General features: G+C 42.8%; 13 protein-coding genes. 3 read left to right on the forward strand and 10 right to left on the reverse strand.

The window, feature by feature from the left end; genetic code table 11:
* Positions 1-2: 2 nt before the first annotated feature.
* Positions 3-2,705 carry a pyruvate dehydrogenase (acetyl-transferring), homodimeric type gene (aceE, locus tag A9J31_RS00915; RefSeq protein ID WP_067761614.1) on the reverse strand — a complete coding sequence of 901 codons (2,703 nt, stop codon included), beginning with the start codon at positions 2,703-2,705 and terminating at the stop codon, positions 3-5.
* Positions 2,706-3,065: 360 nt separating this feature from the next.
* A complete protein-coding gene (locus A9J31_RS00920) occupies positions 3,066-3,761 on the reverse strand; it encodes a M23 family metallopeptidase (RefSeq protein WP_067761616.1) in 696 nt (231 codons plus the stop codon).
* Positions 3,762-3,869: 108 nt separating this feature from the next.
* Here A9J31_RS00920 and A9J31_RS00925 point away from each other — a divergent pair, with 108 nt between their 5' ends.
* The gene (locus tag A9J31_RS00925; RefSeq protein ID WP_067761618.1) at positions 3,870-4,310 is read left to right on the forward strand and encodes a DUF721 domain-containing protein; all 441 of its coding nucleotides are present in this window, start codon (positions 3,870-3,872) and stop codon (positions 4,308-4,310) included.
* 97 nt (positions 4,311-4,407) lie between these two features.
* Here the strand turns inward: A9J31_RS00925 and lpxC are convergent, their stop codons facing one another.
* The 8 genes from lpxC to gshB form a co-directional block, all read right to left on the reverse strand.
* Positions 4,408-5,310 (reverse strand): UDP-3-O-acyl-N-acetylglucosamine deacetylase, encoded by a 903-nt coding sequence (gene lpxC / locus A9J31_RS00930; RefSeq protein ID WP_067761620.1) that lies wholly within the window; start codon positions 5,308-5,310, stop codon positions 4,408-4,410.
* Positions 5,311-5,435: 125 nt separating this feature from the next.
* Positions 5,436-6,626, reverse strand: a complete 1,191-nt coding sequence (ftsZ, locus tag A9J31_RS00935) for a cell division protein FtsZ (RefSeq protein WP_067761622.1) — start codon at positions 6,624-6,626, stop codon at positions 5,436-5,438.
* Between the two features lie 159 nt (positions 6,627-6,785).
* Positions 6,786-8,048, reverse strand: coding sequence for a cell division protein FtsA (gene ftsA / locus A9J31_RS00940; RefSeq protein WP_067761624.1), 1,263 nt, complete (start codon positions 8,046-8,048; stop codon positions 6,786-6,788).
* A gap of 68 nt (positions 8,049-8,116) precedes the next feature.
* Positions 8,117-8,971 carry a cell division protein FtsQ/DivIB gene (locus tag A9J31_RS00945; protein WP_067761626.1) on the reverse strand — a complete coding sequence of 285 codons (855 nt, stop codon included), beginning with the start codon at positions 8,969-8,971 and terminating at the stop codon, positions 8,117-8,119.
* 3 nt (positions 8,972-8,974) lie between these two features.
* Positions 8,975-9,904, reverse strand: a complete 930-nt coding sequence (locus tag A9J31_RS00950) for a D-alanine--D-alanine ligase (RefSeq protein ID WP_067761628.1) — start codon at positions 9,902-9,904, stop codon at positions 8,975-8,977.
* A 57-nt stretch (positions 9,905-9,961) separates the two neighbouring features.
* Complete coding sequence (gene murC / locus A9J31_RS00955) at positions 9,962-11,410, reverse strand: UDP-N-acetylmuramate--L-alanine ligase (RefSeq protein WP_067761630.1); 1,449 nt, start codon at positions 11,408-11,410, stop codon at positions 9,962-9,964.
* Positions 11,411-11,424: 14 nt separating this feature from the next.
* Complete coding sequence (gene murG, locus A9J31_RS00960) at positions 11,425-12,522, reverse strand: undecaprenyldiphospho-muramoylpentapeptide beta-N-acetylglucosaminyltransferase (protein ID WP_067761632.1); 1,098 nt, start codon at positions 12,520-12,522, stop codon at positions 11,425-11,427.
* A 291-nt stretch (positions 12,523-12,813) separates the two neighbouring features.
* Positions 12,814-13,764 carry a glutathione synthase gene (gene gshB, locus A9J31_RS00965; protein WP_067761634.1) on the reverse strand — a complete coding sequence of 317 codons (951 nt, stop codon included), beginning with the start codon at positions 13,762-13,764 and terminating at the stop codon, positions 12,814-12,816.
* A 190-nt stretch (positions 13,765-13,954) separates the two neighbouring features.
* Here gshB and A9J31_RS00970 point away from each other — a divergent pair, with 190 nt between their 5' ends.
* Both A9J31_RS00970 and A9J31_RS00975 read left to right on the forward strand, forming a co-directional pair.
* The gene (locus A9J31_RS00970) at positions 13,955-15,391 is read left to right on the forward strand and encodes a hypothetical protein (RefSeq protein ID WP_245668188.1); all 1,437 of its coding nucleotides are present in this window, start codon (positions 13,955-13,957) and stop codon (positions 15,389-15,391) included.
* A 75-nt stretch (positions 15,392-15,466) separates the two neighbouring features.
* Positions 15,467-15,664 carry a DUF3565 domain-containing protein gene (locus A9J31_RS00975; protein WP_067761636.1) on the forward strand — a complete coding sequence of 66 codons (198 nt, stop codon included), beginning with the start codon at positions 15,467-15,469 and terminating at the stop codon, positions 15,662-15,664.
* Positions 15,665-15,738 lie beyond the last annotated feature (74 nt).

The following is a 15,738-nucleotide window of genomic DNA, read 5'->3' on the forward strand; positions in this document are numbered from 1 at the left end:
GCTTAGTTCTCCTCTTTGTAGTCAGCAACAGCATGAAGCTCAGGTGTTTCTTGTGGAGCCCACGCTACAGGACGATCAGTGTCTAACTCAAAGCTAGAAATCGCATCTTTCACTAAGCGCGCATCCACTTCACCTTCATCCGCTAATTTTTTCAGCGTCGCAACAACGATATGCGCAGCATCGACGCCAAAGTAACTACGTAAATTACCGCGTGTATCTGAGCGACCATAGCCATCTGTACCTAATGCAACAAATGGGCGGTTGTCTGGAAGATAAGCACGTACTTGTTCACTATAAGCACGCATATGATCTGTCGCCGAAACCACGATGCCGTCTTTTTCACGCAACAACTTCGAAATCCATGCTTCTTTAGTGTCTTCAGTTAATGGGTGTAAACGATTGTATTCTTCACATGCCATACCATCACGCGCCAATTCATTGAAGCTTGTCACACTCCATACATTCGAGTGAATTTGGTATTCATCACGCAGGATTTTTGCCGCTTTAATTACTTCACGTAAAATCACACCTGAACCAAGCAACTGAACTGTCGCTTTGTCATCTTCTTCAAGTAAGTACATACCACGTTTGATGCCTTCTTCAGCACCTTCAGGAATCGCAGGATGTTCGTAGTTCTCGTTCATAACAGTGAGGTAATAGAACACACGCTCTTGGTTCACGTACATACGTTTCAAACCATCGTGCACGATCACGGCTAATTCATAACCAAAACATGGGTCATATGACACACAATTTGGAATGGTGTTAGCTAAAATATGCGAGTGACCATCTTGGTGCTGTAAGCCTTCACCGTTCAATGTCGTACGGCCTGCCGTTGCACCCAACAAGAAACCTTGCGCCTGCGCATCACCTGCAGCCCATGCAATGTCGCCAATACGCTGGAAACCGAACATTGAGTAGTACATATACATTGGAATCATGGGTAAGTTATTGGTTGAATAACTGGTACCTAACGCCGCCCAAGCACTCATCGCGCCGGCTTCGTTAATCCCTTCTTGTAACATGTGACCATCTTTAGCTTCACGGTAATGCATCAACTGTTCTTGGTCTTCAGGGGTATATTTTTGACCATGGGCCGCATAGATACCCAACTGACGGAACATACCTTCCAAACCAAAGGTACGCGCTTCATCCGGAACGATTGGCACCACACGATCTTTAATGGCTTTTTCTTTCAATAAAGATGAAATCAAACGCACCATCAGCATGGTTGTAGATTGTTCTTTACCGCCGCTGCCTTTGAGTACCGCATCAAACACTGACAATTCAGGAATTGCCAGCTGTTCGCTTTCTTTACGGCGAGCAGGTAAATAACCACCCAATGCCTCACGACGCGCCTTCATGTATTTCAATTCAGGTGAGTTTTCGCTTGGACGGTAGAACGGCACTTCTTCCAATTGCTCATCAGTGAATGGCAAGTTGAAACGGTTACGTACATATTTTAAAGATTCAAGCTGCATTTTCTTGATTTGGTGGGTTTTGTTCACCGCTTCAATTTCTTCAGACAAGCCATAACCTTTCACAGTTTTCGCAAGGATTACGGTTGGTTGACCTGTTGATTTCATTGCTTCTGCATATGCTGCATAAACTTTGTACGGGTCGTGACCACCGCGATTTAGATTATCAATATCTTCATCGCTCAGGTTTTTCACCAACTCTTCAGCTTCTGGATATTTACCAAAGAAGTGTGCACGGGTATAAGCCCCACCCTTTACTTGATAACGCTGATAGTCACCATCAACGGCTTCTTCCATCACCGCTTTTAAAGCGCCTGTTTTATCTTTATCAAGTAGCGGATCCCAATGACGACCCCATACTACTTTGATGACACGCCAACCTGCACCACGGAACAGTGATTCAAGTTCTTGAATAATTTTACCGTTACCACGCACCGGACCATCAAGACGCTGTAAGTTACAGTTTACAACCCACACTAGGTTGTCTAACTTTTCACGACCCGCAAGCGCGATTGCACCAGTACTTTCTGGCTCGTCCATCTCGCCATCGCCAAGATATGCCCAAACCTTGCGGTCTTCTTCCTTAATTAAGCCACGGTTCATCAAGTACTTTTGAATATGTGCTTGATAGATCGACATAATTGGGCCAAGACCCATCGATACCGTTGGGAACTGCCAATAATCCGGCATTAAATATGGATGTGGGTAAGAAGGAAGTCCTTTACCACCCACTTCACGACGGAAATTATTTAAATGATCTTCAGTCAGACGACCTTCAAGGAAAGAACGTGCATAAATACCCGGTGCGCAGTGACCTTGGTAATAAATCATGTCACCGCCAAAGCTGTCGCTATTGGCACGGAAGAAGTGGTTAAAACCTACATCATATAAGGTTGCAGAAGATGCAAAGCTGGCCAAGTGACCACCTAAATCGTCACCCGTTTTGTTGGCACGTAAAACCATTGCCAAAGCATTCCAACGGATCAGCGCACGAATACGACGCTCCATATCCGGATCACCTGGCATCGGTGGCTGTTCTGCAACAGAAATGGTATTTAAATAAGGAGTATTTAGTCGCTGAATGGGAACGTGTTTGGCAATTGCTTGCTGATAAAGTTTTTCGAGCAAAAATGCAGCACGATCAGTACCCATATGCTGTAAAACTGAGTCAAATGCGTCCTGCCATTCTTGGGTTTCCTGAGCATCTGTATCGCCATAAAACGCCATACTTCACCTATCCTATGTGCTAAATATATAGGTCTATTAGTATCATATTTTGGGCATACTCAGTTATTGCCACAGATGAATACGCTTTGGCTGCATTATTTATTTGCTAAATACTTATTGATTATTAATTACACTTTTTTACATTTTTTGGTCAATTTGGATAATTTTTCCTACATACATTATTTTTTTTCAATGATAACGTTATAGCTTAAAGCAATAAATAAAAAGCCAGTGTCTGTAGAGGTCAGACACTGGCTTTTAGAAACAAAGACTTCGTAAATACTGCTACCGTTTTTAATTGATCAATATCGTAGATATTCCTCAATCATCCTACAAGGTAGCAATTCGAAGCTAAACAAATTATGGCAACATCGCTAAGTAAGTAGACGGATTCTTGCGTTGACCATCTTTTACTACTTCATAGTGTAAATGTGGGCCAGTACAACGACCTGTACATCCAACATTGGCAATATGCTCGCCAGCTTCAACACGCTCACCTACACGAGCAATTAGACGCGAAGCATGAGCATAACGGGTAAGATAGCCATTACCGTGGTTAATCTCGACATATTGACCATAACCTGTGCCCCAACCTGACTTTGTCACGATACCTGGGCCAGTTGCGTAAATAGGTGTGCCGCTTGCAGCAGATAGGTCTAAGCCTGAATGGTTTTCAGCGCGACCACCCATCGTACGGCCGCCATAATTAGAGCTGACACGTTTCATATCTGGAAGTGGGTGTGCGATTAACCAAGAGTATGGATTGTTTGAACTTGCAGTATAGTTTTTAGAAACTGCACTTGAACCGTATTTTTTGGCGATAGTCGCATTGTTCAGTTCAACTGATTTTTCACGAATTTGAACATTCAATTTCGTTTCAGCGGGAATATCTAGATCATTACTTTCTGAATATGCACCTTGAGACAAAGTACGGGTTAACTGTTCTATACGATCTGATGAACTATCTGCTTGATTTAGTTCAACTAGATCTGCGAAAGCGACTGAAGCGGCCGAAGCAGCCAATGAAAAAGCCAACAAAACACGTCGTAAATGCATAAAAAACCTCTATAAACTGTTCTTACTTAATTTCCTAGCGTGATCTCATCCTTGATATCTGATTGAAGGAGCGCATAAGATTAAGACATAAACATGTAGGAAATATGTATGTCCGAACCTGTCAACGTTTTTCAACCCAAAAGAAAACACTTAAAAACAGGAAACTTCTCGTTTCTTTCAACTCAAGTTGCTGCATGGCAGAAACTTACGAAACTTGTTCAACCTGTATTACCCCAACCGGAGCAATGGCAAGTCGTTTGTTATTTAAATGGCGTGCTTATGTTGACTGGAGAAAATCAGGCGCTCATAAGTCAGCTTGCTTATCTACAGAAACAATATATTGCACAACTCACACAATTACCCGAATTCAAAGATTTACACAAGATTCAAGTTCGTTTGAGAACTCCGCCTCAAACACCCCATTCCCCTGAAAAAATTTCAAGAACCCTTAGCACAGAAACTCAGGATTTACTCCGTAATGCTGCTGACTTTGTGAGCGACCCTAAGCTTAGCCAAGCAATGCTGCGTTTGGCAAGCAATAAAAAGTAACCACCCCATAGTCACAGCTTAATCGCAGAATCAAAAATGTGACATAATTAACATTAATTTTAGTTATATTATAACATTGCCACCGAAAGACAATGACTTATGTCACATTCACATAACTTATTGGACAATCATTTATGTCATCAAATGTTACAATTTCATAGCTATCTGGATCACTTTTGACATTGCGCAGCAGCTGATTATTTAAAGCATGACCCGACTTATATGCATCATATTTGGCAATAATTTGGTGACCAAGTAAATAAAGATCACCTACAGCGTCTAATATTTTGTGACGAACAAACTCGTCAGAGAAGCGTAAACCTTCTTCATTGACTACACCTGTTTCATCTACCCCAATGGCATTATCTAAGCTTGCGCCAAGTGCCAAATTATTGGCTTTGAGATAATCCAAATCCTTCATAAAACCAAAAGTTCGGGCTTCACTAACCTCATAAACAAAAGTTTCAGTCGAAAAATCAATGGTCGCCGATTGGAATTCTTTTTTGAAAGCAGGATGATCAAAATCAATAGTAAAGTTTAATTGAAAGCCGTCATGTGGTTCAAAGACCGCACGTTTATCGTCTATCAATGCCTCAACAGGTTTTAGAATTTTTATAAATTTTTTCGGTGCATTTTGTTCAACCAACTCACCTTGCATGAGTAAATAGATAAATGGACCTGCACTACCGTCCATAATCGGTACTTCTGATGCTGATACTTCAACAATCAGGTTATCAATTCCTAGACCTGCAATCGCACTCATAATGTGTTCAATCGTACCGACTTTGGCATTTTCTTGTACCAAGTTTGAACACATAAATGCTTCTTGAATCAGCATTGCATCGGCATGAATATCAACTGGAGGATTCAGATCAATACGTCGAAATACAATTCCCCCATCGGCACGATGTGGCACAAAGTTAATCATGACTTTTTGCCCGCTATGCAGTCCGATGCCACTCGCTTTCACGACGCGTTTCAGGGTACGTTGCTTCAACATGTATTTTCTATCATCTGTTCACAAAACCGCTATACGTTAGCATATTTAGCCATTGATAAAAAACAAAAAGGTAGCCGTAAGGCTACCTTTTGTAATTCACAGCGTGTTAACACATTGAATTTGTTTTATTTACGTTGTTGATTCTTCAGATAATCCTGAATACTCATTGGCGTAGGACGTGCGCTGGCATTGCTTGATGCAGCAGCAGGAGCTGCTGCAGCTTCAGTTTGCTGACGCTGAATTGCCGGTACATCATCTTCATCAACTGGTACTTGACCTGTAGAGGCAGTACGTGTTGCTTGCGCTACTGGACGTTTCATAGGTTCAGCAGAATCTGCAGAGTTACGTGTTAAACCTGTTGCAATTACAGTTACACTGATTTCATCACGTGCATCCGGATCAAATACCGTACCGTAGAAGACCTGACCTTCATCTAAGTCAACAATCTGGTTTACTACATCGGTAATTTCTTCAATTTCACCGAATGTAACATCGTCGCCACCCGTTACGTTAATTAAGATGCCTTTAGCATTCATAATAGTCACGTTGTCAAGTAATGGACTACGGATTGCTTGTTCTGCAGCCTGACGTGCACGATTTTCACCACGGCCTGAGCCAGCACCCATCATTGCGTAACCACGTGTACTCATGGCAGTTTTCAAATCGGCGAAGTCAAGGTTGATATGACCCGGACGTACCACCAAATCAAAGATACTACGTACCGCATTTAACAATACATCGTCTGCCTTTTTATAGGCATCTTTCATTGAAATATCGCGGAATACTTTAAGTAGACGTTGGTTGGGAATAATAATCAAAGAATCAACGTGTTGCTCTAGTGCTTCAATCCCTTTTTCAGCAGATTGTTGACGACGTTTACCTTCAAAATTAAATGGTGTTGTAACCACACCTACAGTCAAAATGCCCATTTCTTTGGCAATTTCAGCAACTACGGGTGCAGCGCCTGTACCTGTACCACCGCCCATACCAGCGGTAACAAATACCATGTCCGTACCTTCAAGGTGCTGACGAATTAACTCACGGCTTTCTTCTGCTGCAGTTTGACCAACTTGTGGATTTGCACCAGCACCTAAACCACGTGTACTTTGCTCACCCAGTTGGATTTTAAATTGAGCATTCATACGATCAAGCGCTTGTTTATCTGTATTGGCACAAACAAACTTTACACCGTCAATGTCAGATTCAAGCATATGCTGTACTGCATTACCACCTGCACCGCCTACACCGAATACTGTGAAACGGGCTTGACCGATGCTGTCGCTTTGATCATCTTCTAAAAATTCAAATGAGGCCATGCCTAAAAAATTCCTAATACATAATTGGCAGACACTTCAGCCCGTATACTGCCTTGATCTTAATAAAAATTGTTTTTTAGAATGCTGCCCAAGTTCCAGCTTGTCAAGTACAAGCAATAATCAGTACAACTTCCCAACAATATTCCCAAATATTTCAACTTAAAAGATTGATTTCAACGTATCGTTAAAACCCGTCCATGCTCGTTTTACCCGACTGAAAACCGAAAGCTTTTCGGTATCTTCAGGTTCAACGATTGTATCTTGCGTTTCACTTTGACTAAAAATAAGCAGACCCGCAGCTGTAGCGTATTGTGAACGACGTAATGCTGCTTGTTGTTGATCATCTGCATATACCTGCACTGGGGGATTACCCAAATGTGCAGAAACGCCTAAAATTCGGCGTGCAAACGTTACCATACCTTCAATTTGGCAAGCATCGCCTGTCAGTACCACACCATGGTATAAACCATGGATTGCACCATGATTTACTAATTCATCACGCACTTGATTAAAAATTTCTTCATAACGTGCAATGATAATTTCAGTGAGTTCAATTCGGCTAATGGTTTGCGGACCATCAATACCTTGATATTGAATCATACTTTCAGGTTTAACGACTTTTAAATCTACACAACCGTATAATAATTTAATACGTTCCGCTTCTTCAGTCGTGGTTTGCAGCACTGCAGCAATATCACGCGTCACATGCTCACCACCACGCTGTAAGGTGTGGGTCATGGCTAAGCGGCCATCCAAATGGACTGCAATATTTGTGGTACCCGCACCAATATCGACCAGGCAAACACCGTATTCTTTTTCATCTTTGAGCAAACTGGCTTCGGCTGTTGCTAATGACGAAATCACCATACGTTCCACGCCAATGTTGGCACCTTTCAACGCACGATCTAGGTTTTGCATGGTACTAATCGGCAACATCATCAAATGATAATGTCCAGTCATACTACGTGCAGACATTCGAATTGGGTTTAATACCCATTCAGGCTCATCATCAAGCTCAAAGCCAAGTGGCACAGCACTGACCAAATAGTGGTCAGAGGTTAAATGACTGGCTTTGGCCAGTTCTAATGCACGCACCACTTCATTGGTGGTAATCGCATGGTCATTATTTTCAATTGGAGTACGACCAGAGGCATAAAAACTTTTTAATTCCGCACTCGGAATCGAAATCCACGCAGAATGCACACGACATTCAGCCATATCTTCCGCTTCTTGTACGGCATTTTTAATGGCAGTGACGACTTTATCGAGACTTACAATTTTCCCTTTATTCATGCCGCGGTTACGAGCGGTCGCCATCCCTACCACTTGGATATTGTCTGGCGCGTGTACCTTACCAATCAAAACTGAAACTTTGTGCGTCCCAATGTCAATCGCAACAACCGAGGGAACAGCTTCATTCATTATTTACTACTACCATTCACATGTTTGTTTAATTAATGGCTTAAAGCCTCTACTTATAAAGCCGGTCATTATGGCTTCACCGGTGTTCCATTCGCAATGCCTATGTCATCACTGGTTACAACAAACTGACCATTTACCGATTTTGCAGGAATGGAATTTTTCCATTGAATCGCTAGACCATTTCGGTAACGCAGGTCAATTGCAGAAATTCTTGGCCAAACTGGCTTTAAATCACTGTGTGCAAGATAACTTAAACGTTGCAACTTACTCATGGTTTGATCTTGGTCGACGATGACACGTAAACCTGAATCAAACTGCATAAACCATGTCATGCGTTCCGTTAAATAAAGTTCTTTTAATCGGATGCCGACCGGTAAAAATAACTGGTTAATTTCATTGTACCGTCTCATCATCATTTTAGAATGACTGACCGGACCGTGAAGTAATGGCAGTTGCTGATGATTTTGTGGTGTTAGCTCGGAAAAGACCTCACCACTATCACTCAACAAACGCCCTGTGCCCCAACGAGCAATGGCTTGACGTGGCATCACACGAACGCGAATTGCATTCGGCCATGCACGTGAAACAACCACGCGATCGACCCAAGATAACTCTAAAGCTCGATCACGAATGACACGTAAATCTGAGGTAAAATAGTTTTGTGTCACCAATGGTGATACATAACTCATCACTTGTTGCTTTTCTTGTGCTGAACGTGCACCCACCACATCTAACTCTGCCACTCGGGCATCAGTCATCACACGATAGAGCCCAAACACCCCTGCAGCCAATACCAAACAAGCAACCAGTAGCAAAACCCATCCACCTACATTGGTAAGCTTTTCCTTACGTGTAGGCGGCTTGTCGTGTATGGATGTCGTTGCAGCACGCTTACGGCGCATTGACGCAGGGAGTTGAGCCATAATTTAGTGTGCCGCAGCTGTTAGGGTTTGTTCTAAAATTGCCACACATAACTCATCAAAGCTATAGCCCACTGCTTTGGCAGCTTTTGGCACAAGCGAATGACTGGTCATCCCCGGAACGGTATTAACTTCCAATAACCAGAAATTACCTTGTTCGTCCTGCATGGCATCAATACGACCCCAGCCACTTGCACCAACGGCTTGGAAGGCACGTAAGCATAGTGCTTGAAGACGTTTTTCTTCATCTTCAGTTAAACCACATGGAATGCCATACTGCACATCATTACGGTTGTATTTGGCTTCGTAATCGTAAAATGCCACATCCGCAGGTGGCTCTAAACGGATCACAGGCAATGCCACACCATTTAAAATCACAATGGTGAATTCACGTCCAGTAATCCATTTCTCCGCCATCACAACAGCGTCATGTTGAGTTGCTTTTGTAATCGCTTCAGCAAAGTCTTCCATTTTTTCAACTTTGCTCATGCCAATGCTTGAGCCTTCATGTACTGGTTTGATAATAAATGGCAGACCAATACTATCGACAATTTCTTGCAAATCTGAATCTTTGCTGACAATGCGATACGGTGCAGTTGGCAGCTCAGAACCTTGCCAAACTTGCTTGGTTTTCACTTTGTCCATACCAATGGCAGATCCTTGAACACCTGTACCTGTATATGGAATATTTAACCATTCAAGTGTGCCTTGAATCTGACCATCTTCACCACCACGACCATGCAATACAATGAATGCACGATCATAGCCCACCAACTCAGTCACACTGCGTTGCTGTGGATCGAAAGCTTCGGCATTTACACCCGAACGCACCAATGCTTCAAGTACAGCTTTACCACTATCGAGAGAAACCTCACGTTCGGCAGATTTACCACCTAATAACACGGCAACTTTGCCGAATTTTGAAGCATTTGACACGTTTATATCCTTAAACTTTTTGCACTGTCTAACTAGACTTTCAATCACCCAAAGTGATTATTTTACGTATAAATCGTTTTGAGCAAGCTCGATTGAGATTGCACCAACATTACCTGCGCCCTGTGTTAATAACAAGTCATTCGCTTGTAACACTTTTTTCATCACAGCTTGCAAATTACCTTCAACAGGATCAATCAAAATCGGTTCAACTTCACCACGCAGACGAATACTGCGTGCCAATGCACGGCTGTCTGCACCTACAATGGGTTTTTCACCCGCAGGATAAACTTCAAGTAGCAACAATTGATCGACTTGCGACAATACATCAACAAAGTCATCAAAGCAGTCACGTGTACGGCTGAAACGGTGTGGCTGGAACATCATCACTAAACGACGATCAGGGTGGCTAGCACGAGCGGCTTTAATGGTTGCTTCCACTTCTTTTGGATGATGACCATAGTCATCGACCAATTTCACAGCACCACCCTCAATTTCAAATTCACCTTGAACTTGGAAACGACGACCCACACCACTGAAGCTTTCTAATGCACGTGCAATCGCTGCATCTGAAACGCCTTCATCTGTTGCAATACCAATTGCAGCCAGAGCATTTAAAATATTATGCAAACCCGGTAAGTTGATGGTTAAGCGAAGCGGCTCACGGTCTTTACGTAATACGGTAAAGTGCGATTGCATACCCTCTTGCACTACATCTACTGCGCGAATATCGTTGTCTTCATTAAAGCCGTAGGTCACAACCGGACGGCCAATACGCGGCATGATTTCACGAATGTTGGCATCATCACCACACACCACAGCCAAACCGTAGAATGGAAGCTTTTGTAAGAACTGTACAAAAGTATCTTTTAGTACATCGAAGCTACCACCGTAGGTATCCATATGGTCAGCATCAATGTTGGTGACAATCGTTGCCATCGGCTGTAAATGTAAGAATGATGCGTCTGATTCATCTGCCTCAGCAACAATGAAACGACTTGCACCCAAAGCTGCATTTACACCAGTACGGTTTAATAGACCACCAATCACATACGTTGGGTCTAGGTTTTCTTCTGCCAACATACAAGTCACAAGACTGGTCGTTGTGGTTTTACCATGTGTCCCTGCTACAGCAATACCATGACGGTAACGCATCAATTCACCCAGCATTTCTGCACGGCGAACCACAGGTGTACGGGTTTCAATCGCCGCTTTAATCTCTGGGTTTTCTGCATCAATTGCAGTCGACACCACAATAACGTTCGCACCTTGAATATTTTCAGCCGTGTGACCAATGAACACCTGAATACCATTTTCTTCAAGCTGAGCAGTGGTTTTTGATGCTTTGATATCTGAACCCGAAACTTTATAGCCTTGGTTTTTCAACACTTCTGCAATACCACACATACCCGCACCACCAATTCCAATAAAATGGATGTGTTTAATACGGCGCATTTCTGGCACTTTAATGAGCTTTTTCGCTTGATCGGCAGGCATTGATGGAGACATAAATTACTCGAATATTACAAATCTTGAATTAAACCAACCACATGCTTAGTCGCATCGGGTTGTGCCTGTTGTCGAGCCTTAACCGCCATTTCCATAAGTAGTTGACGGTTCATCAGCGGCTTCAACAACGCTGTTAAACTTTCAGCGGTCATGTCCGCTTGAGGGCAAATTTTTGCTGCATTACTCTTGGCCAAGAAGCGCGCATTGGCTGTTTGATGGTCATCCACAGCACTTGGTAGTGGCACAAATACAGCGGCTACCCCTGCTGTTGCAATCTCAGTTACAGTTAACGCACCAGCACGGCAGATAATGAGATCCGCTGCAGAATACGCTTGAGCCATATCTTCAATAAAAGGTTGTACTTCAACCTGTAAACTTTCAGGCGCATCGGCATAGCGTGCCAACGTCACTTCAGCATTATTTTGACCACACTGATGATAAACACTCAGTGGTAAATCAAGTTGTTGTAATGCTGCAGGTACGCATTCATTTAAAGCACGCGCACCGAGTGAACCACCCACAATTAAAATACGTATCGGCTGACCAGATTTTTCACGCTCTTGGTAACGCCATGACGGATTTAAAATTTCTGTAATTTCCTTCCGTACAGGATTGCCTGTAGTCACAATTTTATCTTGAGCTGGAAAAGTATTTGGAAATGCCTGACACACCGTTTTCGCCACACGCGATAATTGCGTATTGGTAAACCCAGCCACAGCATTTTGTTCATGAATAATCACAGGAATACCGAGTGCGCGTGCAGCAAGACCCCCAGGCCCTGCAACATAACCACCAAAACCTGCGACCGCATCAACTTTGAGCTGTTTCATATAGCGCATCGCGCTTAACGTTGCTTTTAAAATTTTGAAAGGTGCCATTAACTTACGCACGACACCATTGCCGCGCACACCTTGAATATCAATTTGATAAATCGGAATGTTTTGATTTTTAAGCAGGCGATTTTCCATACCTGATGGTGTTGCTAACCAAGACACTTCACAGCCTTGTTGTTGCAACTCTTTGGCAACAGCGAGTGCTGGAAAGACATGACCACCGGTTCCGGCAGCCATCATCATGACATGTTTCGGCTTTACTTGCGTTGCTTCGGTCACAGTCTAATTCTTCAATTCTAAAATATGGCTAAGGAAATTCAATTTTAAGCAAACAATTGTAATCACAAACGCATAACCGTGAAAGGCAATTTACTTTTTTTCAACAGGCGTATGATTGTTTTTTTCTACTATTTTAAAAGTTTAAACTAGTTTTATTATTAATCTATCAGAATTGAAAAAAAATAAGACAATTTTTGCTTTTAATTGCATTTACTTACAACTTTTTCACTTTTTTTGCTTTTTAGCCACACAGCAAAAAAAGAGCCCAATGTTGGGCTCTTTTTTATTGATTTAAGCTTTAGCTTTAAGACCGGCTTCAAGTACATCAAATAAATCATCCGCAATTGAAGTGCCAAATTGCGCATCAATTTCACGAACACATGTTGGACTGGTCACATTAATTTCAGTCACATAATTGCCAATCACGTCGAGTCCAACAAAAACCAAACCTTTTTCACGCAAGAAAGGCCCAACTTTTGCGGCAATGGCTTTGTCATTTTCAGTTAATGGACGTGCCTCACCCAAACCACCTGCGGCTAAATTTCCACGCACTTCACCATTTTGTGGAATGCGCGCCAAGCAGTAAGGTACAGGCTCACCATTGACCATTAAAATACGCTTATCACCATCAACAATTTCTGGAATATAGCGCTGCGCCATAATCGGCTGTGTGCCATTATTGGTCAAAATTTCAATGGTTGAACCAATATTCACACCGTCTTGATACAAGCGGAAAATCCCCATACCGCCCATACCATCTAGAGGTTTTACAATCACATCACCATGTTCTTGTAAAAACTCACGAATTAAGCTCTGTTGTGAGGTGACTAACGTCGGCACTTGCAGCTCAGGGAATTGGGTCGCAAATAGCTTTTCATTGCAGTCACGTAGGCTTTGCGGCTTATTGATAATCCACGCGCCTTCACGTTCAGCCTGTTCCAAAATATAAGTGGTGTAGACAAAGTTCATATCAAACGGTGGGTCTTTGCGCATCAACACCACATCGTAATCTGCAATGGATTCTTTTTTCTTTTCGCCTAATTCATAGTAGTGGTTGTAATCTTCAAACACTTTCAGCGGTGAAATCAAACCAAAGGCTTTGCCGTGCTCAATATATAAATCTTGCTGTAATGCATAGCCCAACTCATGACCGCGGCGCGCTGCTGCCCATAGCATCGCCATTGAAGTATCTTTTTTTAGGTTTACATTTTCGATGGGATCCATCACAACAAGTACACGCATCTGGAACGCTCATATAAATTTGATTGCTGAAAAGTATAGCGGAGATTGGCGCGGATGTTTTCTGATTTTTCGTGATGATTATCTTTTAAATAGCACTTGGATATTAGGCTTATTTCAATATCACAATGTTTTTATTTTCAAAACTTTGCTGTATTTTAAGCTTCATCTCATAACAAAATAATCACAAAGAATGCCAAACAAACAACGAACATTTAAATCGGGGGTTATCGTCGGTGTACTCGGGAGCTGTGCCGTGGTTGGCCTAGGCTTTACAGGGACTGTGGGCTTTGAAAAGTATCAAAACCATCAAGTTTTGACGCATGTTGAGGAACAGAAACAACAGTTTATTTCTCAAGTGAATCTGTTGTATTTGTCTCAAAGTACCGACAGCTCAGAACAAGTGATGCAACTGTTACGCCAATCATCTCCGATTCAGCGCGATGTCATTGCCAACCTAGAACAGAAAGATGGCGTTGTATTTCAGTTTGATCGGCTGCAATTGTCGGCTGAACTGCAAAATCATGACAAAATTCCTACCGCATTGGCAGGACATCATCTGTATTTTCAACCACAAGTGTACGCCGGACAGCCGATTAAGATTTGGCAATGTTTTTCTGATTTAGCAGACAACCTTCGCCCCAAAGACTGTCTATATCGACAAGAAGCACCGGATAATACTGAACTGTTACGCACTGCCCTGCTGGCTTCTGTGGCAAGCAATCGTCAACAAAGACAATCATCCAAGTATACGCCGCCTGTGCAAAATGATTGCACAAAGTTTAAAACACAACTGCCGACTCAATATGATGTGTTTGCCACCGGTGCATATTCAGGTCGGGAAACCAGTTATCAAATTGATGACAGCGGTCATCAAGCCACTGAAATGGATATTCAAGTTCAGCATAACCGTCCGGTGGTTTTAATTTTAGGGGCGTATGAGCCAACCATTTGGAAAGTTAAATGGGAGAGCAATACAAGAATTGTCGGTGTCATTGCCACCGGTTATCACGCGCAGCGTGTGGTTGGTTTACCTAAAGCGATTCCAGTTTTAGAAACGTCGTACAAAAATTCACAATGTGGCTACAGCTATGTGTCAGATGATAATGCAGCAGAAATGAATCAACTTTCGCAGCGTATTTTGCAGCGTGATATTCAAGCCATTGTGATTGCTAAAAACGGGCAAGCCAATATTGGCAATATCCGCGCAAATACGCAACTGAGCTCATCTCAAGAGCGTTCAATGAAAGATGTGATTGATCCGAATGCGCCATTGGCAGGCCCTGCTGGGATACGAGATGCCGTAGCGAAGGGCTTACTCCGTCCTGCCACACGTGCAGATATTGACGCGTGGAAAGCCGCCTACAATAAAGCGCGGAATATTCATACCCCACCCGTTGTTGGCGGTTCTGGATCATCGGGTACGGGCATGGACTATGTGCATTTTGATAGTGCTTATGTGGTATTAAAAGACATGACTATACCAGCAGGCTTATATGGTGCGCATTCTGTGACCTTCTTTGTGCCACAGGGCGTGCCGCGACCTAAAGGTAATCCCGGGCATTCAACCATTTATGAAATCAGATCTGGCAATTGCTATGGCTCGAGCCCAAATTGTTCAAGGTCATGATTTTATATGTGATGTACAGATAAAAGGGGTTCTGTGCCCTCTTCATCATACTCAGAGTTCAGACAGGTATTTGATATGCAGCAGGCTATTGTTGATTTTGCTTTGGATGATGAAAATCATTGGTATGCGATTTTAGCCTGTGGTCATACGCAGCATGTGCGACATGATCCACCATGGCAAAATCGCCCTTGGGTGATAACGGAACAAGGACGGAATGAAAAGTTGGGAGTGATGTTGGAGTGTAGGTTGTGTGATGGGGAATATCCACTTTAATACTGTCTCCTAACTGTCTCCTAACTAGGGTGGTTTTTCTCATACATTTGCTTTATTCCAAACCAATAAATGAG

It is taken from the genome of Acinetobacter gandensis (assembly GCF_001678755.1).
Lineage (GTDB): Bacteria > Pseudomonadota > Gammaproteobacteria > Pseudomonadales > Moraxellaceae > Acinetobacter > Acinetobacter gandensis.